We start from the raw sequence: 25,209 nt of genomic DNA on the forward strand, positions 1-25,209 counted from the left end.
CCTCCCACGAGGGGGCCGGCCGGGCATGGCGGCGCTCCCGAGGGGCGTTCAGGTGATGCGGCCGCGCGGGGCAGGGTGATGCGCCCGCGCGGCTCGACGTCTGTTTGGGTACGATCCCGGAATGACCAGGATCAGTCGGCGATGCGCTCCACGGCGGCCTGGATGTTGCCGGCGGCCACTTCGGGATCGAGGTCATCGATCAGCATCCGCTGGGTTTCGCGGAAGACCAGCTTCACCACCTCGTTGAACTCCAGTTCGAGCCCCGCGGGCAGACGGTCCACCCCGGCTGCGGCGGCCTTCGAGTTTGCGGTCTCGAAGAGCTCGAAATAGGGGTCGGCCTCGATCTCGGCGGTGTAGTCGAGCCCCGGCATCGGCGCAGGCGAAGAGCCGAGGGTGGCGAAGCGCTGCTGCATCTCCTCAGAGGCGGCGATCTCGATGAAGTCCCAGACGAGGGCCTTGCGGTCATCGGGGATGTCGGACGGCATCCCGATCACGTTCGAGGTCCCGCCGACCGGCGGATCGAGCGGCGATTCCGCGAGCTTCAGGTCGCCCCGGGTCTCCTCGCCCGCCTCCTTGATGATGTTGTAGATCCACGGCCCGTCGAGGCGCATGGCGATGCGGCCCTCGACCAGCAGCTGGCGCATGTCGCCCGCCTCGGCGTCCTTCGGCGTCAGGCCTTCGGAGTAGATCTGCTTGAAGCGGCGCAGACCCTCGATCACGCCGGGGCTGTCGAAGGCGGGCTCGCCGTCCTCGGTCCAGTTGCCGCCGGCATCGAGCACGAAATGCAGCATGTCGTGCATCATGTTGGAGCCGCCGGCGCTGGAGACGCCGATGCCGTACACATCGGTCTGACCGTCGCCGTCGGTGTCTTGCGTGGTGGCCTCGGCGGCAGCGAGCAACTCCTCCCAGCCCTGCGGAACCTCCTCGATGCCGGCCTCGGTCAGCAGCCGCTCGTTGTAGGCGAGGATATAGGCCGTGTAGAGCAGCATGAGGCACTTGGTCTCGCCGTCCCAGACACAGGTATCCTGTCCGGCCCAGCCCTCGAGATCGAGGCCGCTCTCCTCGATGTAGGGATCGAGGGTTTCCATCCAGCCTTCGTTGGCGAAGCTCTGGTACTCGAATGCGGCGAGATGGACGATGTCGGGCGGGGTGCCGCCGGCGAACATGGTGAACATCGTGTCGGCGTATTCGGAGCGCGCGACCTTGGTCATCTCGACCTCGACGCCCTCGTGCTCGGCCTCGAACTTCTCGATCACCTCGTTCCACCAGTCGCCGTAGCCCGGCTCGCCCTTCATCCAGCTGACGAAGGTCAGGGTCTCGGCCGAGGCGGCGCCGGCGGTCAGGGCGGTCGTGGCGGCGAGGGCCGCGATGGCGGCTGTCTTGTTCAGATGTCTCATGTAGGTCTCCTCCTTACATCTGTTCTGTTCGGTCAATCGTCGATCCGGGTGAGGAACGCGAAGGCGTCCGGGGCCGGCACGGCGCCGATCCCGGGGGTGTCGTCGATCGTGAAGCGACCGCTCTCGCAGACCGCCGCGCCCTCCAGCAGCGCGGCGTTGCGGCCGTAGATCGAGTGCTGGAATTCGTGGCAGCCGGCGCCCGCCGCGAGACCGGCGCGCAGCGACGCGGCCATGAAGAGGCCGAGCCCGATGGTCGCGTGCGGGATGATGTCCGCCCCGCGCTCCGTCGCCAGCTTCGCGATGCGGGCGAACTGCGTGATGCCCGTATGGCCCATTTCCGGCTGTACGATGGCGCAGGCGTTCCGGGCGGCACGGGGGCGGTAATCCCAGTCCGTCCGCCATTCCTCTCCAAGCGCAAGCGGGCATGGCAGGCCGGCCGCGACGCGGGCCTGCGCCTCGACATCCTCGGGTGCGACCGGCGCCTCGAGGAACCAGGGGTCGTGGGGCGCAAGAGCGGCGCCGAGGGCGATCGCCTCCTCCGCCGTGTAGGCCCAGTGCATGTCCACGGCGATCCTGTGATCCGGACCGAGGGCCGCGCGCAGGGCCTCGACCTCGCCCGGCACGTCCCCGTTCTCGGTATGGCTGATCGGGATCTTGACGGCATCGAAGCCGTCCGCCGCCCATCGCTCCGCCATCTCGATGCGGCCGGCGCGGTCAGGGGCGGGCAGGCCGGACACATAGGCCGGGAGCTCTCCCGGTCCCGGCCGCCCGAGCGCCGCCTGGAGGCTCTGTCCGCCGGCTCTCGCATGCAGGTCCCACAGAGCGATGTCGAGCGCGGCGAGGGCGTCGGCAAGGTAGCCGCCCCAGTAGCCGCGGTTGCGCTGGAGCGCGTAGAGCGCGTCCCACGTCTCGCCTGGATCCATGGGCGGCAGGGCTTCGAGGTACGGCGCGAAGAGGTCGCGGATGATCTCCATGACCGCACGCGGCGCGACGAGACCGTAGGTTTCCCCCCAGCCTTCCGCACCCGAGGCATCGCGCAGGCGCACCACGATGGAGCGGTCGATCAGCGGATAGACCGTGCCGTTGAAGCCGCGCACGACGTAGCGCTCGCCGATCGCCACCTCGTCCGCGCCGGGCGCGCCGAGATAGGCCGTGTCCCGCGGCCGCTCGAAGAGGAAGACCTCGACGGAGGTGATCCGCTCACGCATGCACCGTCTCCAGCGCGGACATGGCGCGCGCATGGAATTGCAGGATCAGCCGCTCGAGGGTCTCGTCCGGCTCCGGCAGGGCCTCCCGCACGTCCGCCGTGGCGCAGAGCCCCTTTTCCCGCAGGATCAGCTTGGTGAGGCGCATCCGGTAGGGCGCCTGGATGAGCAGGAGCGGCAAGGTGCGTTCGTAGAGATCGAGCGCCCGGTCCCGGTCGCCCGCCTGCCACGCAGTCATCAGCGCCGCGTGGAGTTCGAGAAGTTCAAGCGCCGGCATCGTCGCCACCGCGCCGCGCACCAGTTCCTCGTAGAGGTAGCGCGCCCCGCCTCCGCCGATCACGCCGTCGAGGTCCGCGCCGCAGCCGGCCACTAGCTGGCTGACCTTGGGGCCGGACGGTACGCCTTCCTCCTTCACGTAGCGGATCGCGGGAACGGCGCGCGCGACTGACAGCATCTCCTCGGCGGAGAGGTCCGCGCCGCGAGGGGCGAAGAGGTTCTGAAGGACGATGATGCCGCCATCGAGCGCCTCGGCGATGCGGTGGAACCACGCCTCGCTGTCCGAGCCCATCGCCGGGATCGCCATGGCCATCGCGCCATCGACGCCGCTTTCGGCCACGCTCCGGGCCAGCTCGACCATGGTCTCGGGCTCGGCGGCGTTGACGCCGGCAAGGACGGGGAGCCGGCCGGCGCAGGTCTCCACCACGATCTCCAGGGAGGTCCGGCGCTCCTCTGCGCTCAGCTGCACGTCCTCGGACGCGACGCCGGGATAGACGAGCGCCGCGGCGCCGGCCGAGATTGCGTGCTCGGTGAAGCGGCGCAGGCCGCCGAGGTCCACGGTGCCGTCCGCACTGAACGGGGTGGGAACAATCGGCAGGACGCCTTCCAGTCGAACACTCATCCCATTCCCTTTATTTGAGACTGCATTTCCATAATTGAAACCTAGCCAAGACGCCAATAGGATGTCAACGAGTTTCGGAAGGCCGGTTTCGGACCGGGAGGGAGTGACACATGGATTTCATTGCAGTCGATTGGGGCAGCACGCGCTTCCGGGCGTGGTCGATGGGGGCGGACGGTGACGTCCTGGACAGCGTTGAGAGCGATACCGGTCTCAAGGCCGTCGAGGGCGGGCGGTTCGAGGCAGCGCTGATGACCGCCTGCGGCGACTGGCTGGCGCGCGATCCCGGTCTGCCCGTCCTGATGTCCGGCATGGTCGGGTCCCGCGCGGGCTGGAAGGAGGCACCGTATTGCCTCTGCCCCGCAGATCTCGCGGCCGTCACCGCCGATGCGCTCCGCTTCGAGGTGGCCGGACATCCCGCCGCGATCCTGCCCGGCGCGACCTGCGACGACGCGCTCGGCCATGCGGACGTGATGCGCGGAGAGGAGGTGCAGATCTTCGGCGCGGCCGGTCTTCTGGGCGTGGAGGACGCGGTGATCTGCATCCCCGGCACCCATTCGAAATGGGCGCGCCTCGAGGGCGGGCGCCTTGCCGGGTTCGAGACCCACATGACGGGCGAGATCTTTGCCCTCCTGCGCAATCAGAGCCTCGTCGGCGCGCTCGCCGAGGGCGATGCGGACGATCCGGCCGCGTTCCGGGATGGTCTCACCCACGGCATGGCCGCTCCGCTCGCCCATGCCGCCTTCGCCGCGCGGGCCGACGCGCTGAGGGGCACGCTTCCCGCGACCTCGATCTCCGCCTTCCTGTCCGGCGTCCTGATCGGAGCGGAGCTGGCGCGGCGCCCGGAGGCGGACGAGGTGGTGCTGATGGCGACCGGTATCCTGGCCGAGCGCTACGGCGCCGCGCTCGATCACGTGGGCGCGCAGGTGCGCTTCGTCGATGCCAAGGACGCGACACGCGCAGGCCAGGTCCGCGCCGCGGCGACGCTCTGGCCGGAGCGGGTGCCCGCGTGAGCGGGTTTCCGGCGGCCGAGATCGACCATGTCGCGGTTCCCTGCCGCGATCCGGAGGCGTCGGCGGCCTTCTATGTCCGCCTCGGCTTCACGCGCAGCTTCGCCAAGGACGGTCTTCGGCAGATGCAGCTCGGGGGCGCGATGGTGGAACTGATCGCCGCCGAGACTGAGATGCAGGACGCTCCCGTCCCGCGCCACGTGGCCCTGCGGGTCACGGATGCGCGGCAGGCGGCCGAGGCGCTGGACGCCATGGGGATCGAGACGGACGGCCCGCCCCGGAGGGGCGCTTCGGGAGCGCTCTTCCTGTTCTTCAGGGATCCGGACGGCAACTGGATCGAGATCGTGTCCCGATGAGCCTTGGTGCCTCCGGAGCAGAGCGGGGCGGTGCGCCCCTGGCTCTCGTCGCGCTCTTCTGCGGCGTCGCCTCGAGCGTGATGCTGAAGGGGATCGCGGATCTCGCCCCGGGACATGCCATCGCCATTCGCTCCGCCATTGCCGCCGGTCTGCTCGCTCTCGTGATCGGCGTCCGGATGGCGCGGGGGAAAAGCGGCGGGCTCGATCGGGCCGGCGCCGCGCGCGCGGTGTTCGATGCGCTGGCGGGGCTCACCTTCGCGCTCGCGATCTTCGAGCTGCCGCTCGCCCTTCTGGCCACGATCCATGCGACGATGCCGCTCGTGAGCGTCGCGCTTGCGGCCCTCATCCTGCGGGAGCCGCTGCCCGCGCGGGCGCTCGTCGCCATTGCCGTCGGCTTCGCGGGCGTCGTGGTGATCCTCGATCCCGGTTTCGGCGCCTCGCCGCTCGGCCTGACGCTCGCGCTGGTCTCCACGTTCGCCTATGCCTGCCGGGACCTCGTGACCCGTCGTCTGAGGCCGGAGGCGGACATGCTCAAGTCCGTGATTCTCTCCTCGGTCCTGATCGGCGCGGCCGGGCTCGTCACTGCCGGATTGCCGGACCGCGCCCACATGCCCGCCGCGCCCGATCTTGTGCGCCTCCTCTGCGCTGCACTGACCTTTCTCGGGGCGAACACGCTGATCATCGCCGCCTTTCGCCGCGCGACGGTCGCCCGGATCGCACCGCTGCGCTATACCAGCATCCTGTGGTCGCTCGTCTTCGACGCCGCGATCTGGGGACATGTTCCCGATGCCGCCACAGCGGCCGGCATCGCTCTCATCGTGACCGCGGGGCTGATCCTGCTCCGCCCCGCCAGACCCTGACCAGAGGACGACCATGACCTTCGCCGACGCCCTTTCCGCCACCCCGCTCGTCGCCATCCTGCGCGGGATCGAATCGCACGAAGCCGGGGATATCGCCCTCGCCCTGATCGATGCCGGCTTCACCATCGCCGAAGTCCCGCTGAACTCGCCCGATCCGTTGAGGAGCATAGCCGCGATGGTCGAGGCCGCCGGGGATCGGCTGATGGTCGGGGCGGGAACGGTGTTGCGGGCGGAGGATGTCGACGCGGTTTTGGATGCGGGGGGTCAGATCATCGTCTCGCCGGACTTCAAGGAAAGCGTCGTGCGGCGGACGAAGGAGCGGGGCGCAAGCTCCATGCCGGGCATTTCGACGCCGACCGAAGCCTTCGCCGCCATCGAGGCGGGCGCGGACGGGCTGAAGATCTTTCCTGCCGAGGCGTCGCATCCGGGTGTGCTGAAAGCGTGGCGCGCCGTGATGCCGGCGGAGCTGCCGATCCTGCCCGTGGGCGGGATCGACGAGACCAACCTCTCCGGCTGGTGGCAGGCCGGCGCCTCCGGTTTCGGCCTCGGCTCCTCGCTCTACAAGCCGGGACGCAGCGCGGCGGAGGTCGGCGAGCGCGCGGCGGCGATCCGGGCCGCACTGGAGCGGGTTCGCGAAGGGTAGGGGCCATGCGCCTCATCGTGACGGCGGATGATGCCGGACTGTCCGAGGCGGTCGATCGGGGAATTGCCGGGGCCGCCCGGGCGGGGACCGTGACGCAGACGACCTTCATGGTCGCAGCGGCCTTCCCGGATATCGCGAGCGCCGCGGCGCGTATCGGCGGCATGAACATCCCCTGCGGCGTGCATCTGCAATTGACCACCGGCGCCCCGGTGAGTGCCGCCCTGCGCGATGTCGTCGGAGAGCGCCTGCCGGATCACGCCGGGGCCCTTCGGCTGGATCCGGAGCTCGTGCGGGCGGAGTGGCGCGCCCAGATCGAGGCGGCGCGGGAGGCGGGCCTCGCGCCCTCCCATCTGGACACGCATCAGGGCGTCCACCGCCTTGCCGCCTTTCGCCACGTCTACTTCGCCCTCGCGCGGGACTTCGATCTTCCCGTGCGCGGCCATGACGCCGCATTCGCAGCCGAGGCCCGTGCCGGCGGCGTTGCCGCGACGCGCCACGTTCTTACGGGGTGGACCGGCCGGCGCCTCGGCCGCGCGGAGCTACTGTCGGAGCTGGAGACGTATGGCGGGTCCGGCGGCATCCTCGAGCTCGTCACGCATCCGGGCCGCGTCGATGCGCGCCTCGAGGAGATGTCCGCCTGGCGGGGGCGGCGGGAGGCCGAACTGGCCGTCCTCTCGGATCCCGATCTGCGCGAGACCCTGAGGGCGCGGGGGATCGTCCTTGGCGATTACGGCACCCTCGCCACCTGATCCACGCCCCACCCTGCCGGCTTTAATCGGGCCTTAGCGAATTTCTGCTTGAAGGGTGCGGGGTATCGAGGGTGACAGGATGGCAGGCAATCGGCACAGGCCGTGCGGAGTTCGGGAACTGCGCGCCGCCCGGCGCGAGGGGCGCCCGCTCTTTTTCGCCGTCAGTCTCTTCAGCTTCTTCGTGAACCTGCTGATGCTTGCGGGTCCGCTTTACATGCTGAACGTCTACGACCGCGTGCTCGGCTCGCATTCCGTGGAGACCCTGCTGTCGCTGACGGTGCTCGTGGTCTTCCTCTACGTGCTGATGGGCGTGCTCGATTATGCCCGCGGGCGCGTCATGGGCCGCGCCGGGGCGCGGTTCCAGAGCCGTCTCGACCGCCGCGTCTTCGAGGCGACGATGCGGGCGTCGGCCCTGTCGGCGCCGCCGCGGGAGGCCGCGACCGGGCTGAGGGATCTCGACGCCGTGCAGCGGCTCTACAACGCGCCTGTGCTCATGGCCCTGTTCGACCTGCCGTGGACGCCGCTCTTCTTTCTCGGCATCTTCGTCTTCCATCCGGTCCTCGGAGTGGCTGCGCTCGCCGGAGCGGGGGCGCTGATCATCGTCGCCTTCGCCAACCAGATTCTGTCACGCCCCTCGCTCGAGGCGGCCGGAACGGCGAGCCGGTCCGCGGAGGTCTTTGGCGCCCGGATCCGGGACGACGCCGAACTGGTCCAGGCCCTGGGCATGCGGGACGCGGTCTTCTCCCGCTGGAACGTGGCGCGGCATGCCTCGCTCGGCGCGTCCATCGGCGCGGCGGACCTGACCGGAACGTTCGGCGCGATCACCAAGGCGTTCAGGCTCTTCCTGCAATCGGCAATGCTCGGCTTGGGCGCGTTCCTCGTCCTCAGGGGCGCGATGACGCCGGGCGCGATGATCGCGGGTTCCATCCTGCTCGGCCGGGCACTGGCGCCGTTGGAGCAGGGGATCAACGGCTGGCCGCTTGTCCGCCGGGCTCAGGAGGGCTGGCGAAACCTCGCCGTCCTGCTCACCGCCTTGCCACCGTCAGAGCCGCGCACGGCCCTTCCGGCGCCCCGCGGCCATGTCGAGGCCCAGGGCATCACAGTTGCTCCTCCCGGGGAGACGCGCGCCGTCCTGCGCCAGCTCTCCTTCACGGTGGAGCCCGGTCATGCGGTCGGCGTGATCGGGCCCTCCGGATCGGGCAAGTCGAGCCTTGCGAAGGCCCTGACCGGCTACTGGCCGCCGGCGGCCGGAGCGCTTCGGCTCGATGGCGCCGCGCTCGAGCAGTACGAGCCGGACGCGCTGGGGCGCCATGTCGGCTACCTGCCGCAGCGGGTCTCTCTCTTCGAGGGAACGATCCGGGACAATATCGCGCGCATGGCGACGGACCCCGATGACGCCGCGGTCGTCCGCGCAGCGAAGCAGGCCGCGGCGCACGACATGATCGTCTCCCTGCCGGACGGGTACGACACCCGCGTGGGCCCGGGCAACGGCCGCCTGTCGGGCGGACAGGCCCAGAGGATCGGCCTCGCCCGCGCCCTTTACGGCGATCCGGTGCTGATCGTCCTCGACGAGCCGGATTCCGGTCTCGACAATGATGGATCCAACGCCCTGAGCGCCGCGATCCGAACGATGAAATCCGAGGCGAGGGTGATCTTCGTGATGGCGCACCGACCGTCCGCCATAGCCGAATGCGACATGCTTCTCGCCCTCGACGGCGGCACTTGCCGCGCCTTCGGGCCGAAGGCGCGGGTACTGAGGGACATGGTGCAGAACGCCGAGGCGATCCGCCGGGTGCCTGCTGCGGCGGGAGTGGCGTGATGGAGCGGGGGCGTGAGACCTGGTCCGCGCGCGGGCCGATGCTCGCGGGGCTCGTCGCCGTGCTGCTGCTGCTTGCAGGTGGCGGCGCCTGGGGCCTCACCGCACGGATCGCAGGCGCCGTGATCGCGGCCGGGCGGCTCGAGGTGAAGCAGGCCCGGCAGGTCGTGCAGCATCCCGATGGCGGCGTGGTCGACCGGATCCTGGTGGAGGAGGGGGACCGCGTCGCGGCAGGGGATCTGCTGATCCGGCTCGATGCGGACGCCATCCGCTCCGAGCTTTCGGTGACCGAGGCGCGATTCTACGAGGGTCTTGCCCGCCGGAGCCGCCTTGCCGCGGAGCGGGACGGCGCCGCGCGGATCGAGTTCGACCCGCAGCTCCGTGCCGAACCCGCGTACCGGGTGCGCGAGCTGATGGAGGGCGAGGACTGGCTTTTCGGGGCCAGGCGCGACAGCCTGTTGTCGGAAATCGAACAATTGTCGAAGCAGCGCGAGCAGATCGCCGATCAGATCATCGGCATCGAGGCCCAGCGCCGTGCCGTGCGCCGGCAGATCGAGCTGCTGTCGGCGGAGCTGGCCAACAATCGAAGCTTGCTGGGCAAGGGGCTGGTCCGTGCGTCCCACGTCTCCGCGCAGGAGCGCGAGCTGGCGGTCCTGACCGGCCGGGCCGGTGAGCTCACGGCCGGCATCGCCGGCGCGCGGGGGCGCATCACCGAAACCGAGCTTCGCCTGATCGCGATCCGGCGCAAGCGGAGGGAGGAGGCAATCGCGGAGCTCCGGGATCTGCAATACGACATGACGGAGCTGTCCGAGGCGCGCCGGGTCCTGAGGCGTCAGCTCGACCGGCTGGAGATCCGCGCACCGACCTCCGGCATCGTCCACGACATGCAGGTATTCGCCAGGCGCGCGGTGATCCGGGCCGCGGAGCCGGTGCTCCATATCGTTCCGCAGGACCGTCCGCTGGTGATCGCCGCGCGGGTCGAGCCGTTTCACGTGGACGACGTCCATGTTGGCCAGGAGGTGTCCCTGCGCTTCTCCGCCCTCGATCAGCGCACCACGCCGGAACTCTACGGCCAGGTTGCCAAGCTCTCCGCGGATTCGCTCGAGGACAAGACGACGGGCGCGCATTACTACCGCGCCGAGATCGTGCTTTTGGGCGGCGAGGTCGGCCGCCTGCCGGAGGGGGTGGCGATGTTGCCGGGCATGCCGGTCGAAACGTTCATCCGCACGGCCGATCGCACGCCGATCGCCTTCCTGACAAAGCCGCTCGCCGATTATTTCGCGAAGGCGTTCAGGGAGAGTTAAGGAAATCTGCATAGCCTGTCTCTGCTTGCGTTCGGGCAGCTCTTGATCGGGCCGGGCGCGCGGAGGAGCCGGCGGCCCGTCTGCGCGCGGACGGCGCGGGTAACGAGCGCCATTCTTCCCGCGCGAGGCGGAACGGGTTTGTCCCCCGGGGTCGGCCGTGATCATAAGAAGAGGAGACTGGATGAGGTAAGGCACCATGGAGCGAAGGATATTGAAGGTCGCCCTCGGCGGGTTCGGCGCTGTCGGCCGGGCCGTCGCCGAGGCGCTCGACCGGGGGATCGACGGGCTCGAGCTGGTGGCCGTGTCCGCGTCCGACCGGGCGCGCGCCGAGGCGCGCATGTCGGGTGGCTTCCGCAAGGTCTACCCGGTCAAGCCTCTCGAGGAGCTGCAGGACGGGGCCGACGTGGTCGTCGAATGCTGCCCGGGACATTTGTTGGAGACGATCGCCCGCCCGGCGCTGGAGGCTGGCCGGATCGTCGTCGTCGTGAGCGCCGGCGCGCTTCTGGCCAATCCGCATCTCGAGGAGATCGCGGCGCGGACGGGCGGGCGGATCCTGGTCCCGTCGGGCGCGCTCGCGGGGCTCGATGCGGTGAGGGCAGCGGCAGAGGGCACGGTCGAGAGCGTGACGATCTCGACGCGGAAACCGCCCGCCGGTCTCAAGGGCGCACCGGCGATCGAGGCCATGGGCTTGGACCTGGACGCCGTCACGGAGCCGGTCCTGTGCTACGCGGGCCCCGCCGAGGATGCGATCGCGGGCTTTCCGGCGAATCTCAACGTTGCCGTCGCGCTCGGTCTTGCGGGGATCGGCACGGCGCGCACGATGCTGGAGGTCTGGGCGGATCCGACGGTGGAGCGCAACACCCACACGATCCGGCTCGTGTCGGACAGCGCGACCATGACGATGACCATCGAGGGCATTCCCTCGGACGATAATCCTCGCACCGGCCGGATCACGCCGCTGAGCGTCATCGCCCTGCTGAAACGCCTCGCCGCGCCGATGGTGATCGGAACCTGACGAAGCGAAAGGCGCGGGTTCATAAATCTACATATTGACGCAGCCCCTCCGGCTATCCCAAGATATCCGTGCTTTGGTTCCGGCGACTCGTTGCCGGTGAAGAGGGAAGACTGGTGGAAATCCGGCGCTGCCCCCGCAACTGTAAGCGGCGAGCCGACCCCCGGCGATCCACTGGCTCTATGTGCCGGGAAGGTGGGGGAAGGCATTCGAGCCGTCGAGTCAGGAGACCTGCCAGAGCGGAAACACGACACGGGCGGTGGGCCCGGAGGCGTCGTTCGGACGATATCGGCCGCAGGGTCGCATCGGCTCCTTTCGTGCCTTCGATCCTCGCCACGAGACACGGAAGATCTAAGGGACCGAGCCGCATGACCATCACCGTCTATTCCAAACCCGCCTGCGTGCAGTGTACCGCCACGACCCGCAGCCTCGATGCAAAGGGCATCACCTACGAGGTCGTCGATCTGACCCTCGACGACAGCGCGCTCGCCCGTGTCACCGAACTGGGATATCGTCAGGCTCCCGTCGTGGTGGCCGGAGAAGAGCATTGGTCCGGCTTCCGCCCGGACATGATCGGCCGCCTGGGCTGACGCGTCTTGCGCCTGGCGTTCTACTCCTCCGCCTCCGGCAACACCGCGCGCTTCGTCGAACGGCTCGGAGTGCCGGCGGAGCGGATCGGGCCGGGTGCACCGCCGCGCATGACGGCGCCTTACGTGCTGGTGACGCCGACCTATGCCGATGGCGAAGGTCGCGGAGCCGTCCCGAAGCCGGTGATCCGGTTTCTGAACGACGCCGACACTCGCGGGCACCTTCTCGGGGTCATCGCGGGCGGCAACCGCAATTTCGGTGAAACCTTCGCCCTCGCGGGCGACATCATCGCGGCAAAATGCGGGGTGCCCTGCCTCTACCGGTTCGAACTGGCCGGCACGAACGGGGACATCGCGCGGGTGAGACAGGGACTTGAAAGATTATGGACGCAGAAACCCTCGACCGCGGCGTGAGCGCCAGCCCCGAGATCCAGGGGATGGATTATCACGCGCTCAACGCGATGCTGAACCTCTATGACGACAAGGGGCACATCCGGTTCGAGGCGGACCGCCAGGCGGCGCGCGCCTATTTTCTCGAGCACGTGAACCAGAACACGGTGTTCTTCCACTCGCTGGAAGAGAAGCTCGGCTACCTCGTCGAGAAGGGCTACTACGACACGAGTGTGCTCGATGCCTATGACAGGGCGTTCGTGCACAAGATCTGGGATGCAGCCTTCGCCAAGAAGTTCCGCTTCCCGACCTTCCTCGGCGCGTTCAAGTACTACACGTCCTACACGCTCAAGACGAATGACGGGAAGCGCTACCTCGAGCGCTACGAGGATCGCGTCTGCATGGTCGCCCTGGCGCTCGCGCGCGGGGACGAGACGCTGGCGATGCGCCTGATGGAGGAGATCGTCGCGGGCCGGTTCCAGCCGGCAACGCCGACCTTCCTCAATGCCGGCAAGGCGCAGCGCGGGGAGCTGATCTCGTGCTTCCTTCTGCGCATCGAGGACAACATGGAGTCCATCGGCCGGTCCATCAATTCGGCTCTGCAGCTGTCCAAGCGCGGCGGCGGCGTGGCCCTGCTGCTGACCAATATCCGCGAGCACGGTGCGCCCATCAAGGGCATCGAGAACCAGTCCTCCGGTGTCATCCCGGTGATGAAATTGCTCGAGGACAGCTTTTCCTATGCCAACCAGCTCGGCGCGCGGCAGGGGGCGGGGGCGGTCTATCTCAACGCCCACCACCCCGACATCCTGCGCTTTCTCGACACCAAGCGCGAGAATGCGGACGAGAAGATCCGCATCAAGACGCTCTCCCTCGGCGTCGTCATTCCGGACGTGACCTTCGAGCTCGCCAAGCGCGACGAGGAGATGTACCTCTTCTCCCCCCATGACGTCGCGAAGGTCTACGGCAAGCCGTTCTCCGAGATCTCGGTAAGCGAGAAATACCGCGAGATGGTGGACGATCCGCGCATCCGGAAGTCCAAGATCCGCGCCCGGCGCTTCTTCGAGATCCTTGCGGAGATCCAGTTCGAGAGCGGCTATCCCTACATCATGTTCGAGGACACGGTGAACCGCGCGAACCCGGTGCAGGGCCGGATCAACATGTCCAATCTCTGCTCCGAGATCCTGCAGGTGAACGAGGCGTCCGAGTTCGAGGACGACCTGAGCTACAAGCACCTCGGGACGGACATCTCCTGCAACCTCGGCTCGATGAACATCGCCAAGGCGATGGATGGCGGCGATCTCGCGGCGTCCATCGATGTCGCGGTCCGGGCGCTGACCGCGGTCAGTGACATGTCCGCCATCGACAGCGTGCCCTCGGTGCGCCGCGGCAACGACGAGAGCCATGCGATCGGGCTGGGGCAGATGAACCTGCACGGCTACCTCGCCCGCGAGCGCATCCATTACGGCAGCCCCGAGGCGCTGGACTTCACGTCCGTCTATTTCGCGACGGTGCTGTTTCACGCGCTGACGGCGTCCAACGCGCTGGCCTCCGAACGGGGCAGATCCTTCGCCGGCTTCGAGAATTCGACCTACGCGGACGGCTCCTTCTTCGACAAGTATGTCGAAGAGGACTGGATGCCGAAGACGGATGTCGCAAAGGCACTGTTCGAAAAGGCCGGCATTCCGCTGCCGACGCGCCGGGACTGGGCGCAGCTGCGCGATGCCGTGATCGCCGAAGGGCTCTACAATCGCAATCTCCAGGCCGTGCCGCCCACCGGCTCGATCAGCTACATCAACAACGCGACCTCCTCGATCCACCCGATCGCGTCGAAGATCGAGATCCGCAAGGAAGGCAAGATCGGACGCGTCTATTATCCGGCGCCGTTCATGACGAACGAGAACCTCGAATATTACCGCGATGCGTACGAGATCGGGCCCGAGGCGATCATCGACACCTATGCCGCCGCCACCGAGCACGTCGACCAGGGGCTGAGCCTCACGCTGTTCTTCCGGGACACCGCGACGACACGGGACATCAACCGCGCGCAGATCTACGCGTGGCGCAAGGGGATCAAGACGATCTACTACGTCCGCCTGCGCCAGATGGCCCTCGAAGGCACCGAAGTTCAGGGCTGCGTCTCCTGCACCCTCTGATATCCTTCAGGCGGCCAGGTCCCTCCGGCTTCGCCCGGTGGGGCCGACGTCCCGCCCTCGACCGTCACTTCGATCTTGAGAGTATGCCGAGATGAAAGACCTCACCCGCCGCGTCGCGGCCCGTGCCGTGAACTGGAACCGCGTCGAGGACGACAAGGACCTCGAGGTCTGGAACCGTCTGACGGCGAATTTCTGGCTGCCCGAGAAGGTGCCGCTGTCCAACGACGTGCAGAGCTGGGCCACCCTCACGCCCGAGGAGCGCAAGCTGACGATCCGCGTTTTCGCCGGCCTCACCCTCCTTGATACCGTGCAGGCCGGCGTCGGCGCGCCGGCCCTGATGGCGGACGCGACCACGCAGCACGAGGAGGCGGTCCTGGCCAACATCTCCTTCATGGAGGCGGTGCACGCCAAGTCCTACTCCTCGATCTTCTCGACGCTCTGCTCCACCGAGGAGATCGACGCGGCGTTCCGCTGGGCCGAGGAGAACGAGCATCTCCAGGCCAAGGCGTCCCGCATCCTCGAGGATTACGCGCCGGGCGGCGATCCCCTGAAGAGGAAGATCGCCTCGACCTTCCTCGAGAGCTTCATGTTCTACTCGGGCTTCTACCTGCCGATGTACTGGTCGAGCCGGGCGAAACTGACCAACACCGCCGATCTCATCCGTCTGATCATCAGGGACGAGGCCGTGCATGGCTACTACATCGGCTACAAGTTCCAGCGCGCCCTAGCGAAGGAAAGCGCCGAAAAGCAGGCGTCGATCAAGGATTACGCCTTCTCGCTGCTGTTCGAGCTCTACACCGTCGAGGACCGCTACACCGCCGAACTCTATGACGGCGTCGGTCTCACCGAGGACGTGAAGCGCTTCCTGCACTACAATGCGAACAAGGCGCTGATGAACCTCGGCTACGAGGCGCTCTTCCCCGAGACCTCGACGGAGGTGAACCCGGCGATCCTGTCCGCGCTCTCGCCCAACGCCGACGAGAACCACGACTTCTTCTCCGGCTCCGGTTCGTCCTACGTGATCGGCAAGGCCGTGGCGACGGAAGACGAAGACTGGGACTTCTGAGCGTCCGCGCTCCCTGTGAACCATGAAAGGCCGCCTGCCATGGCGGCCTTTTTCGTGCGTGGGGGGACAGGGCGGTGTGGCAGACCCCGGACCCGACGCGCGAGCTCCCCTCTCTTCGCGGGCGTCGCGCCACGGGGATGATTCCGGCGGTCTCGGAGGGCGTAAAAGCGGACGAGGAGGGCGCTACGACTGCGGAACTAAGGCCTCAAGGCACCCTCAGCGATCCACCAAGCCGAATTCGGCCTCGTGGCGGGCGAGGACTTCGAGGTCACGTTTCCCTCTACAGGAATAGCCGCGCCGCGACCGGCACGGCCTGAAAAAGCGTCCCGACCGCAACGGCGCCCAGGCCCCATTTTGCCAGGCGCGACGATCGCAGCAGGTTCTGCACGGCAGAGAGTTTCAGGTTCTCTTCAAAGGTAGCGTCAGCGATGCGAGAAACTCCGATACGGACCGCATCTTCGGGGCGCAGGATGACCGCCCGCGCCGCTACGCCGGCACCAACCAGCGTCAAAAACAGACCGGTCAGCGTGAGTGCGTCAGCAATGACTGGAGGCATTCAATCGGTCCTGTTCGATACTCAACTGCCTAAGGCGCAATCTGCCGCGATCTTGCCGTTCGGTCTACCCTGCGCACGAACGTCCCGATTTAAGGGCCGGCGACCTTGTCGCCCCAGGCTCGCATGTCCCGGAGCCGCCGGCCGTGCTTGCCCGGTGCTCCCCAGAGCGCGTTGCGCATCGCCCCCTGGGCTGAATGCCCTGGGCAGAGTTCTTAATTCTTTCTGAAAAACTGGTCGGAGTGGCGAGATTCGAACTCACGACCCCTGCCTCCCGAAGACAGTGCTCTACCAAGCTGAGCTACACTCCGACCGTGGCGCGGGGGGTAGCCTGTGGCGCGGGGAATGGCAAGGGGTTTGAGCGTGCCTTACGCTAGGGTTTTTCTCATATGCGTCTCGAGCTCGGACAGGAGGGTGCGCTTGTCGAAGCGTGCAAGGGCCGTGGCGCGGGCGGCGGTGGACATCTTGCGGATCCGGGGGCCGAGATGAAGCCCGTAGGCGATGGCCTGCGCGAAGCCTTCCGCGTCGTGCTCGCCCACGAGGAAGCCCGTCTCGCCTTCCTCGATCGCGTCCGGGATGCCGGCATGTCGGGTGGAGATGGTCACCGCCCCGGCGGAGAGCGCTTCCTGGATGGCGGTCGGCATCCCTTCGGTGTCCCCGTCCGGACCGGTGACCGAGTGCTGCAGGAAGAACTCGGCGCGGGACAGCAGCGTTCGGACCGCGTCATGGGGCAGGCGGCCGTGAAAGGTGATCCGGTCCCCGGCTCCGAGGTCCTGGGCCAGGGCGCGGCACGGCTCCATGAGCGGGCCGTCTCCCACGATGTCGAGCTTCGTGTGGGGCAGGCCGCGCGTGGCGTTTGCGAAGGCGCGAATGGTGACCAGGGGCGCCTTCTTCGGCACGAGGCGGCCCACCGCGAGGAAACGGCCGGGGATCTTCTCCTCGGGGACGAACAGATCGGTCTCGACGCCGGAGGGGATCACGGTCGTGTTGGGATGCGCGGCGCCCGCCCGGGCGAGGTTGTCCACGAGATGTCGGGACACCGCGAAGATGCCGGAGAGGTAGGGCATGAGCCGCCGGTAATCGCGCGCCTGCTTGGCGGTCTGGAGCGAGCGGGAGGCGTCCGAGCCGCGGAAATAGGTGAAGCAGGGGATGCCCAGATCGGATGCGAGGGGCGCGAGGACGAGGGCCTGTGTGCCGTACTCCGTCAGGATCACCTCGACCCCCTCGCGCTTCAGGAAAGCCGCGATGGCAGCGCGGTCCCGCCCGGCGGGGACCTGCGTCGAGCCGTGGCGGAGGAGGTTGCGCGCCTGCCCCGGAAGGGATGCGAGGGCGGCAAGGCCTGTCGCCGGCCGGCGAACGTGGATCGGGCGGTGATGCACGTCCTCCCCCCTGCGGCGGGCGCAGAGGATGACCGTATCGCCGCCGAAGAGGTGGCCGATATGGTGGTTGATGAAGGTCTCGCCGGGGTTATGGTAGGTCCCCATCGCGATGCAGGTTCGCATTAGCGCTCCTCCGGATCCCCTGTTTCCGTCCGCCCCTTGCGCATCATCAGCAGGCCGGAGCGAAGGAAGGTGCCCGTTTCGGGCCGCAGGCGCATCCGCAGAACCGGCCGGTTTTCCGATGCACCGGCCGTGCCTTCGCGCAGGACGATGTAGATGCCGCTGGCGATGATGATCCCGGCGCCGATCATGGTCCAGCGGTCCGGACGCTCGGAGAAGAAGAGGGCCCCGTAGAGCGTGGCCCAGATGATCTGCGAATATTGCATGGGCGCGACGATCACCGCCTCCCCGCGCTTGTAGGCGGCGATGATCAGGGAGGTCGCGCCGAAGGCCATGACCGAGATCAGGGCGAGCAGCCCCAGATGCGACGCCGGCATGGGTTCGTAGACGAAGGGCAGGGCGGCGCCCATCACGACCACATTGGCCAGCATCGGGTAGAGAATGAGGACGACGCTGCGCTCCTCCCGCCCGATCCGGCGCACGATGACGGCGGAGAGGGCGGTGCCGACAGCGGTGACGAGGGCCGCGGCATGGCCGAGGCCGAGGGTCGTGGCGCCGGGGCGCAGGACGACGAAGACACCGCAGAGTCCAAGGACGACGGCGCACCAGCGTTTCAGGCGGACCGTTTCGCCAAGTATGGGAACCGAGAGGATCGTGACGAGAAGCGGCGCGGCGAAGATCAGGGCGTAGACCTGCGTGAGCGGCAACGTCGAGAAGGCGTAGAAGGCCGACACGCCGCCCGCGACGCCGGAGATGGCACGCAGGAGGTTCCACCACGGATGAATCGGGCGCAGGTGGCCGTCCACCGGGTCCGAAATCAGCATCAGCGTGGCGAGGGGGAAGTTGAAGAGGACCGAGAAGAAGACGATCTGCACCGCGGAGTAGCTCGCGCCGAGATATTTCACCCCGAGGTCATGGGTCGCCCAGACGGCGAAGGCCGCGAGCGCGAGCAGCGCGCCGGAGCGGTTGGAATGGACTGGTTCGGACATGAGCGGGATCCCAGCGAAGCGGATGGGTCGGCACCGCTTCTGCACCGCTCCCGGCCGTCGTGCAAGCCGCTGTGCCGAGGGGGCGGGAGATGGTGGAGGGGCCGCGGCGCCAGCTGCGGGGCTCCGGGCGGTCCGTCAGTCCGGTTTGCTCCAGAGCGTGAGAATGACGCCCGTGATCGCCGCGAGCGCCAGCGTCCCGGCAACGGAGAGGCTGCACCTGAGACCCGCCAGCGCAAGGAGGAAGGTCGCCGAGCCCGCCAGGCCCGCCGGGAAGAGGAGGGCGACACCGGGCTCGCCGCGCCGGTCGACGGCCCTTACCGGGAGGGCGTGGTCCTCCGGCTCGTCGGTTTCCGCATCCGGTACGGACGTCAGGATGCGCTCGCGCGCACGCTCGTAGGCAGCCTTGCTCAGGCCGCCCGACAGGCGCATCCGCTCCAGTTCCCTCAATTCCTCGATCAGCGTCATGGACCTGCTTCTCTCACCGGGCTGGAGCAATGCCTCCGGAATGTGGTCCCCTCTGGGCAAGGGGTGGAGAAACGCGAGCCAGGGTAAACGCCAGGACCGGGCGCCCGGTCCGGTGATACCGGGGAAGGGGGACGCTCTTCCACGGCGCAATCGAAGACCGCTCGGGGCCTGATCGCGGGTCGGCGGGTGGAGGCGAGGGCGCTGCCGGACGCCGGGGGAGGGTCGTCTGGCCGATGGCCGCGCTCGAGGGCGGGGCGCTGGAGGCCCTTGAATCTAAAGGGCCGCAAGACGGCGTGAGGGCGGGAAAGCACACCCCTATCCGCTGTCATCCCGGCGCTATTTGATAACGCGGCACCCGACTATAGCCTTCACGGCGAGCACCCCGGCCAAGACCGGACCCGTCACATCCATGGGAGGATTGCCCGCCATGATCTCTCGCCTCTGCCTCGTCGCCGCCGCCGGGATCGCGCTGATCCACGGCGCTGCCCGCGCCGATCAGGCCCTCGTTCTCGGCGCCCCGGAGCCCGCCCGCGCCGGTCTTTTCACCGGCAGCGGCATGCCGGACGTGGCGCAGGGCCTGCGCGATGCGGGATTTACCGTAACGGCCGGGACCGGGGGGCGCGTGGATGACATGCGCACCTCGCTGTCGGAGATGCTGACCGAGTTGGAGGACGGGGAGCGTCTCGTCATCCATCTGACCGGCCGATTCGTGCGCAGCGGACGGGAGAGCTGGATCCTCGCCGATCGCTACGACCTGCCGGCACGCGGCGATCTCAACCTCGCGACGGTGGGGGGCGTGGGCCTCTCCCTCGACACGGTGCTCGAAATTGCCGGGCGCGTGCCAGGCGGCGCAGTGTTGGCGCTGGGCATCGAGGAGGACGACCTCGATCTCGGGCGCGGCCTCTCCGAGGGGGTCAGGCTGGGGACCGTGCCGCAGGGCGTGACCGTCCTGCGCGGCGAGCCGGGAGACATGGCCCGGTTCGTGGCGCGGGACCTGACCGAGCCGGGCCGCAGCCTCGCCGCGTCCATCGGTTCGGTGGAGGGAATTTCGGCGGATGGCTTCGTGTCGGACCGGCTGATCTTCCAGACCGAAGAGCGGCGGGAGGCGGATACCGATACCGGCTCCTCGCAGGCCGAAATCGCCGCCGAGGTCGAGCGGGCGATCTGGGAGGCGTCCGAGGAGCAGGACACGCTCGCGGCCTACCAAGGCTATATCGAACGCTACCCGCGCGGGACCTTCGCAACGCAGGCCCGATCCGCCATCGAGGCCATCGAATCGGAGCCCAACCGGGATCAGCGACTGCAGGAGGAGGCCCTCGGGCTGTCCCGCGACGAGCGCAGGCAGATCCAGCAGAGCCTGACCGTTCTGGATTACGAGCCCCGCGGAATCGACGGGATCTTCGGCCCGGGCACCCGCGGCGCGGTGAACAGGTTCCAGCGACAGAACGGCTTTCCGGAAACCGGCTATCTCGACCGGCGACAGATCGAGCGGCTGACGCTGCAATCGGAGCGGCGGCAGGCCCGGAATGAGGCGGAGGCCGAGCGTCGCCGTCTCGAGGCGGAGCAGCAGGACCGCGCGACCTGGGACGCCACCGGCGCCGGTGGGGACGAGGCCGGGCTTCGTACCTACCTAGAGCGCTACCCCGACGGGCTCTATTCCGATATCGCCGAGGCGCGACTGGGCGCGATCGAGGAAAGCAAGCGTGCCGAAGCCGAGGGGCGCGATCGCGCCGCCTGGGATCAGGCGGCCGACACGGCGACGATCCCCGCCTACCGCGCCTATCTCGAGACATTCCCGGAGGGCGCATTCAACGAGGAAGCGCGATCCCGGATCGCGGCGCTCGTCGAGGAAAGCAGCGACGGGCGTCGCGAGGCGGAGATCGCCGAGCAGGCCCTCCCGCTCAACCCGATCACCCGCTCCCTGGTGGAAAAGCGGCTGGACCAGCTCGGACTGGAGCCGGGTCAGCTCGACGGACAGTTCGACGACGACACCCGCCGCGCCATCCGCCGCTTCCAGCGCGATCGGGATATCGAGATCACGGGCTATCTGACCGAGGAGACGCTCTCGCGAATGCTGGCGGACGTGGGCCAGCTGTTCCTCGGCGGGCGATGAGGGGGAGGGCTTCGGTTTGATCCGGGCCGGCAGCATTGTCGTCGGCCCGGTGCGGCCGGGGCCACCCTCCCTGGTCTCTCAAAGAAGATCGGATGGGATCGTGGACGAGCGTGGCATCGGGGGACCTACGCGCGATTCGCGCCGGTCAGCCTTTCGGGGGCCACGCGCCGTGGAGGCGGGTTTGACGACCAGACAAAAAAAAGAGGGCCGCTCCGGCGAGGGAGCGGCCCTTCTTTGCACCAAACCGGTGCGCTCGATCAGCCCTGACGGGCCTTGAAGCGGCGCTGGGTCTTGTTGATGACGTAGACGCGGCCCTTGCGGCGCACGACACGGCAATCCCGGTGCCGGTTCTTCAGCGAGCGGAGCGAATTACGGACCTTCATCAGGACCTCTCCTCAAACTGCGGCGCCCCTGTATGTGCGCGCCCGGTTGCGTTCATGGCCCCCGCGTGGCGGGCCGGCGAATAATGGTGGGCGGTACTGGGATCGAACCAGTGACCCCTACGATGTCAACGTAGTGCTCTACCGCTGAGCTAACCGCCCGTGCCACAGCTCTTTTCCTTTGTCCCGAGCTTCCGTCGGAAGCGAAGGACGCGGGATCGGTGCCGCGTCGGTGGAGCGCTCTATAAAAGCATCGCGGAGGGGGTTCAAGGGGTTTCCGCACCGATAAAAAAACCCCATCATCTTCTGACAAGTGGAGGGGATCATGACGCAGGCGCCGTTCCGGATCGAACGTCCGACGAGATCGACCACGGCCACCATTTTCGCCTCTCCCCATAGCGGGCGGGATTACCCGTCGTCGTTTCTGCGCCAGGTGATTCTCGATGAGCTGTCGGTTCGCTCCTCGGAGGACGCCTTCATGGACGAACTCGTGAGCGCCGCCCCGTCCTGCGGCGCTACCCTGATCGCGGCGAACGTGCCACGGGCTTTTATCGATCTTAATCGCGGCCCGGACGAGCTCGATCCCGGCGTGGTGCAGAACGTTCGCGGATCCGGGCACAATCCGCGGATCGGTTCGGGCCTCGGCGTGATACCCCGCGTCGTCTCCAACGGGCGGGCGATCTATCGCGGCAAGATCGAACTGACCGAGGCGAAGGCGCGTATCGCCGACTTCTGGCAGCCGTACCACGCCGCACTGACCGCCGAGATCGAGAGCGCGAAGCGCGCGCACGGGGTCGCGATCCTGTTCGACATGCACTCGATGCCGCACGAGGCCATCGATTCAGGGCTGCGCGCGAAAGGGAGTCCACCGCAGGTCGTGCTCGGCAACCGCTTCGGCGCGGCCTGCGGCGGCGATATCATCGAGCGGATCGAGGCCATCTTCCGGGAGGAGGGGTTTCGGGTCGCGCTCAACGTTCCGTTCGCCGGAGCATATGTGACGCAGCAATACGGGCGACCCGCGCGCAACCAGCATGCCGTGCAGATCGAGATCGACCGCAGTCTCTACATGGACGAGGCGCAGATCGAGAAAGGGCCGGAGTTCGACGCGTTTCGCGAGCGGATGTCTGGAATCATCCGCAAGCTCGCCGATCTCGGCCGGCCGGAGCACTCCGTGCCGCTGGCAGCCGAATAGCCTTCAGCGCAGGGCACGGCCCTTGAGGATCGCGCCATCCCCGAACCGACCGCGAATCGCATCGGTGGCGCGCTCCGCGCGGGCGCGGGCGGCGGCATCCGGGTCGAGCAGGTCGCCGAACTCCGTGCCGCCCTTGTCTTCGGACAGATCCGAGATGCCAACGCCGATGAGGCGAAACGGGCCGGGATCGTCGGTCTGGTCCAGAAGGCTGCGCGCAGCGCGGTAGAGCCGGTCCGCGATCTGGGTCGGATGGTCGAGGGAGACGCGGCGGGTCACCAGCTTGTGGTTCGCACGCTTGAGCTTGAGTATCACCACGCGCCCGGCCAGACCCTTGGCCTTCGCGCGGTCGCACACCTTTTCCGACAAACGCCAGAGATGCCCGTCGAGGAGGTCGCGGTCAGCCGTGTCCTCGCCGAACGTGGTCTCGTTGGAGATCGACTTGGCCCGGCGGTCCTGCGTCACCCGCCGGGCATCGACGCCGCGGCAGAGGTGATAGAGACGCTCGCCGGACGAGCCGAACCGGTGGCTGAGGTCCTTGCGATCCCAGCGCTGGAGGTCCGCGAACGTCCTGATGCCGGCCTTCTCGAGGCTCGACTGCGCCGCCTGACCGACGCCCCAGATCCGGGAGACCGGCATGGGCGCCAGCATGTCGAGGGTCTCGGCGGTCCCGATGACGGAGAAGCCGCGGGGCTTGTCCAGTTCGCTTGCCAGTTTGGCGAGGAACTTGTTGTGCGACAGTCCGATGGAGCCGGAGAGCCCGAGCTCGTCCTCCATCCGTTTCAGAAGGCGCGCAAGGAGAAGGGCAGGCGGTGCGCCATGCAGGCGCTCGGTTCCGGTCAGGTCGAGGAACGCCTCGTCGAGGGAGAGGGGTTCGATCGCCGGGGTCATGTCGTCCATCATGGCGCGAATCGCGCGGGAGGCTTCGACATATGCCGCCCCGCGGGGCTTCACGATGACGGCGTCCGGGCAGAGCTTCAGCGCCTTGAACATCGGCATTGCCGATCTGACTCCGTAGATCCGGGCGATGTAGCAGCACGTCGAGACGACGCCGCGCCTCCCGCCGCCGACGATCACGGGCTTGTCGCGCAAGGAGGGATCGTCCCGCTTCTCGACCGATGCGTAGAAGGCGTCGCAATCCATGTGGGCTATGCCGAGCGAGAAGAGCTCCGGATGCGACAACAGGCGCCGGCCCCGACAGACGGGACAGCGCGGGCCCGGTGCATCGGGCCAGTGGGACAGACAATCTCTGCAGAGGGCGGGCATGGCCCACCCAATCTAGGCGATCGGGCCGGGCGATGCGAGCGGCCGCGCGCTGATACCGCGCGGCCCAAATGCATCAGGCGGCCAGCGGCGCCTGCGTCTCGACATGGACCCGCGTATGCGCGAGCTGGTCGAGCTGTGCCATCATCGCGGCTTCGCGCGCGATGTCGTCCCGGAGGCTCTCGCTCCGGGCAGGAACGCTCACCCGGCGGTGGACGACCTGAGGGCGGGCATCAGCTGCGTCGCGGACGATGAGGCGGACCATGGCCTCGACGCGGCCGAAGTCGCGGTCACGGCGGGCATGGACGATATGAGTGGACAGGACGGTCATGGCGTTGCTCCCCATGGTACCGGCGCTTTTCGGGGCCGGAGTAGATGTTGCGGCAGCGGAAGAGGCCTCGGCCTCGGCGATGTGCGACTTGCGCTCCCCCAGGAGCACGCCGGTGCGCGGTCTGTTTTTGAGGGTCATCACTGTCCTGCTCGCTTCTCTTTCTTGATGGCCGGGACGTCTGTCGGTCGCCGTGCCGCTTTCTGTGGATAACTACGCCGTTGACTCCCGAAAGTTCCGACCGGCCCTGATTTTCCGTTCTGCAGGCCTTGCGCGATGATGCGGAACCCCGCACGAACGGGGTACGTTTGCCGCGCATAGCCACGAGAGTTTCCGGAGATTGACATGAGCACCACGATCACTGCCCGCCGCGACCGCAAGAGCATGACCCTCATGATCCCTCTGGCGGTCCTCTCCGTGGGCGTCGTGATCATCCTTGCCATTCTCCTCGCGTGGTCGGGCAGGGAGGTCGACGGCGCGGCCGCGCCCGGCGAGGCGCCGAACAACGAGGTTGCCGTGGAGCCGACCGGGGCCGGAACGGCGCCGGAAGGCGTGATCGATCAGGCCGGGGCAGGGCTCTCCGACGAGACGGATTCGGACATGATCGAAGGCGCCGCCGGTGCCGCCTCGAGCGCTGAAGGCGAGGAGATGATGAACGAGTCGGGTGCGGCCGTGGAAGATGGCGCTGCCGCTGGAGAGGAAGCAGCCGATGACGAAGGCGCTGCTCTCGAGCCCGCTGCCGATCAGGAGCAGGGCGACCTTGCCCCGGCCGGCGACGAGCAGCCTGCGACCGTGACCCAGCCCACCGCGACGGTTGGCACGACGGAAACGCCCGAGGGCGAAGAAGGCGCCGAGGAAAGCTCCGGCATGGATCTCGAAGAGGTCGATGATCCCGACACGGACACCGAGTTCACACCGACCCCCTCCGGCCCCGAAGGCCGCGACGGCGAGACGATCCTCCAGCAGTGAAGGCCTCCGGGCCGGCCT

The 25,209-nt window shown here is 68.1% G+C and carries 25 protein-coding genes, 2 tRNA genes and 1 riboswitch; of the genes, 15 read left to right on the plus strand and 12 right to left on the minus strand.

Annotation, left to right across the window (positions count from 1 at the left end; translation table 11 throughout):
• Positions 1-131: 131 nt before the first annotated feature.
• The 3 genes from RM543_RS17045 to RM543_RS17055 are packed head-to-tail and all read right to left on the minus strand — an operon-like array spanning position 132 to position 3,500.
• Positions 132-1,397: an ABC transporter substrate-binding protein gene (locus RM543_RS17045; protein ID WP_311693834.1), complete on the minus strand. Its 1,266-nt coding sequence runs from the start codon at positions 1,395-1,397 to the stop codon at positions 132-134.
• A 32-nt stretch (positions 1,398-1,429) separates the two neighbouring features.
• On the minus strand, positions 1,430-2,605 hold the full coding sequence (locus RM543_RS17050; protein WP_311693836.1) for a mandelate racemase/muconate lactonizing enzyme family protein: 1,176 nt from the start codon (positions 2,603-2,605) through the stop codon (positions 1,430-1,432).
• Positions 2,598-3,500: a dihydrodipicolinate synthase family protein gene (locus tag RM543_RS17055; protein ID WP_311693838.1), complete on the minus strand. Its 903-nt coding sequence runs from the start codon at positions 3,498-3,500 to the stop codon at positions 2,598-2,600. Before RM543_RS17055 ends, RM543_RS17050 begins: the two co-directional genes overlap by 8 nt.
• 110 nt (positions 3,501-3,610) lie before the next feature.
• Here RM543_RS17055 and RM543_RS17060 point away from each other — a divergent pair, with 110 nt between their 5' ends.
• From RM543_RS17060 to nrdF, 12 genes are all read left to right on the plus strand, one after another.
• Positions 3,611-4,510, plus strand: a complete 900-nt coding sequence (locus tag RM543_RS17060; RefSeq protein WP_311693840.1) for a 2-dehydro-3-deoxygalactonokinase — start codon at positions 3,611-3,613, stop codon at positions 4,508-4,510.
• Complete coding sequence (locus RM543_RS17065; RefSeq protein ID WP_311693841.1) at positions 4,507-4,863, plus strand: VOC family protein; 357 nt, start codon at positions 4,507-4,509, stop codon at positions 4,861-4,863. The genes RM543_RS17060 and RM543_RS17065 overlap by 4 nt, the downstream gene beginning before the upstream one ends.
• Entirely contained in the window at positions 4,860-5,723 is an 864-nt protein-coding gene (locus RM543_RS17070; RefSeq protein WP_311693843.1) for an EamA family transporter, read from the plus strand. Before RM543_RS17065 ends, RM543_RS17070 begins: the two co-directional genes overlap by 4 nt.
• Positions 5,724-5,736: 13 nt before the next feature.
• Complete coding sequence (locus RM543_RS17075) at positions 5,737-6,366, plus strand: 2-dehydro-3-deoxy-6-phosphogalactonate aldolase (protein ID WP_311693845.1); 630 nt, start codon at positions 5,737-5,739, stop codon at positions 6,364-6,366.
• Between the two features lie 5 nt (positions 6,367-6,371).
• Positions 6,372-7,115: a ChbG/HpnK family deacetylase gene (locus RM543_RS17080; RefSeq protein WP_311693847.1), complete on the plus strand. Its 744-nt coding sequence runs from the start codon at positions 6,372-6,374 to the stop codon at positions 7,113-7,115.
• Positions 7,116-7,194: 79 nt separating this feature from the next.
• On the plus strand, positions 7,195-8,934 hold the full coding sequence (locus tag RM543_RS17085) for a type I secretion system permease/ATPase (protein ID WP_311693849.1): 1,740 nt from the start codon (positions 7,195-7,197) through the stop codon (positions 8,932-8,934).
• Entirely contained in the window at positions 8,934-10,235 is a 1,302-nt protein-coding gene (locus RM543_RS17090) for an HlyD family type I secretion periplasmic adaptor subunit (RefSeq protein WP_311693851.1), read from the plus strand. The genes RM543_RS17085 and RM543_RS17090 overlap by 1 nt, the downstream gene beginning before the upstream one ends.
• Before the next feature lie 211 nt (positions 10,236-10,446).
• Positions 10,447-11,250, plus strand: a complete 804-nt coding sequence (locus RM543_RS17095; RefSeq protein WP_311693853.1) for an aspartate dehydrogenase — start codon at positions 10,447-10,449, stop codon at positions 11,248-11,250.
• A gap of 57 nt (positions 11,251-11,307) precedes the next feature.
• A riboswitch (cobalamin riboswitch) is annotated at positions 11,308-11,500 on the plus strand.
• A 115-nt stretch (positions 11,501-11,615) separates the two neighbouring features.
• Positions 11,616-11,837 carry a glutaredoxin-like protein NrdH gene (gene nrdH / locus RM543_RS17100; RefSeq protein ID WP_116083332.1) on the plus strand — a complete coding sequence of 74 codons (222 nt, stop codon included), beginning with the start codon at positions 11,616-11,618 and terminating at the stop codon, positions 11,835-11,837.
• Between the two features lie 6 nt (positions 11,838-11,843).
• Positions 11,844-12,248, plus strand: a complete 405-nt coding sequence (gene nrdI, locus RM543_RS17105; RefSeq protein ID WP_311693856.1) for a class Ib ribonucleoside-diphosphate reductase assembly flavoprotein NrdI — start codon at positions 11,844-11,846, stop codon at positions 12,246-12,248.
• Positions 12,218-14,377, plus strand: coding sequence for a class 1b ribonucleoside-diphosphate reductase subunit alpha (nrdE, locus tag RM543_RS17110; protein WP_311693858.1), 2,160 nt, complete (start codon positions 12,218-12,220; stop codon positions 14,375-14,377). The genes nrdI and nrdE overlap by 31 nt, the downstream gene beginning before the upstream one ends.
• A gap of 91 nt (positions 14,378-14,468) precedes the next feature.
• Positions 14,469-15,443: a class 1b ribonucleoside-diphosphate reductase subunit beta gene (nrdF, locus tag RM543_RS17115; protein WP_311693860.1), complete on the plus strand. Its 975-nt coding sequence runs from the start codon at positions 14,469-14,471 to the stop codon at positions 15,441-15,443.
• A 280-nt stretch (positions 15,444-15,723) separates the two neighbouring features.
• Here nrdF and RM543_RS17120 read toward each other — a convergent pair whose 3' ends face one another.
• The 5 genes from RM543_RS17120 to RM543_RS17140 all read right to left on the minus strand — a co-directional run bounded on the left by RM543_RS17120 (position 15,724) and on the right by RM543_RS17140 (position 18,949).
• On the minus strand, positions 15,724-15,999 hold the full coding sequence (locus tag RM543_RS17120) for a hypothetical protein (RefSeq protein ID WP_311693862.1): 276 nt from the start codon (positions 15,997-15,999) through the stop codon (positions 15,724-15,726).
• 231 nt (positions 16,000-16,230) lie between these two features.
• Positions 16,231-16,307, minus strand: a tRNA-Pro gene (locus tag RM543_RS17125).
• Positions 16,308-16,364: 57 nt separating this feature from the next.
• Positions 16,365-17,498, minus strand: a complete 1,134-nt coding sequence (locus RM543_RS17130) for a glycosyltransferase (RefSeq protein ID WP_311693864.1) — start codon at positions 17,496-17,498, stop codon at positions 16,365-16,367.
• Positions 17,498-18,484 (minus strand): DMT family transporter, encoded by a 987-nt coding sequence (locus RM543_RS17135; RefSeq protein WP_311693866.1) that lies wholly within the window; start codon positions 18,482-18,484, stop codon positions 17,498-17,500. The genes RM543_RS17130 and RM543_RS17135 overlap by 1 nt, the downstream gene beginning before the upstream one ends.
• Before the next feature lie 135 nt (positions 18,485-18,619).
• Positions 18,620-18,949: a hypothetical protein gene (locus RM543_RS17140; RefSeq protein ID WP_311693867.1), complete on the minus strand. Its 330-nt coding sequence runs from the start codon at positions 18,947-18,949 to the stop codon at positions 18,620-18,622.
• A 427-nt stretch (positions 18,950-19,376) separates the two neighbouring features.
• On the opposite strand from RM543_RS17140, the gene RM543_RS17145 reads away from it, so the two are divergent.
• On the plus strand, positions 19,377-21,062 hold the full coding sequence (locus tag RM543_RS17145; RefSeq protein WP_311693869.1) for a peptidoglycan-binding domain-containing protein: 1,686 nt from the start codon (positions 19,377-19,379) through the stop codon (positions 21,060-21,062).
• 257 nt (positions 21,063-21,319) lie between these two features.
• On the opposite strand, the gene ykgO is transcribed toward RM543_RS17145, so the two are convergent.
• Together ykgO and RM543_RS17155 are read right to left on the minus strand one after the other, a co-directional pair.
• Positions 21,320-21,445 carry a type B 50S ribosomal protein L36 gene (ykgO, locus tag RM543_RS17150; RefSeq protein WP_005850168.1) on the minus strand — a complete coding sequence of 42 codons (126 nt, stop codon included), beginning with the start codon at positions 21,443-21,445 and terminating at the stop codon, positions 21,320-21,322.
• An 84-nt stretch (positions 21,446-21,529) separates the two neighbouring features.
• Positions 21,530-21,604: transfer RNA gene (locus RM543_RS17155), tRNA-Val, on the minus strand.
• 163 nt (positions 21,605-21,767) lie between these two features.
• On the opposite strand from RM543_RS17155, the gene RM543_RS17160 reads away from it, so the two are divergent.
• A complete protein-coding gene (locus RM543_RS17160) occupies positions 21,768-22,634 on the plus strand; it encodes an N-formylglutamate amidohydrolase (RefSeq protein WP_311693895.1) in 867 nt (288 codons plus the stop codon).
• Between the two features lie 3 nt (positions 22,635-22,637).
• Here the strand turns inward: RM543_RS17160 and RM543_RS17165 are convergent, their stop codons facing one another.
• Entirely contained in the window at positions 22,638-23,897 is a 1,260-nt protein-coding gene (locus tag RM543_RS17165) for a DNA polymerase IV (protein WP_311693897.1), read from the minus strand.
• A 73-nt stretch (positions 23,898-23,970) separates the two neighbouring features.
• Positions 23,971-24,363, minus strand: coding sequence for a hypothetical protein (locus RM543_RS17170; protein WP_311693899.1), 393 nt, complete (start codon positions 24,361-24,363; stop codon positions 23,971-23,973).
• Positions 24,364-24,567: 204 nt separating this feature from the next.
• Between RM543_RS17170 and RM543_RS17175 the strand changes: the two genes are divergently transcribed.
• Positions 24,568-25,191: a hypothetical protein gene (locus RM543_RS17175; protein WP_311693901.1), complete on the plus strand. Its 624-nt coding sequence runs from the start codon at positions 24,568-24,570 to the stop codon at positions 25,189-25,191.
• The last annotated feature ends 18 nt before the right edge of the window (positions 25,192-25,209 follow it).

This window comes from Tropicimonas omnivorans, from assembly GCF_031846565.1.
Lineage (GTDB): Bacteria > Pseudomonadota > Alphaproteobacteria > Rhodobacterales > Rhodobacteraceae > Tropicimonas_B > Tropicimonas_B omnivorans.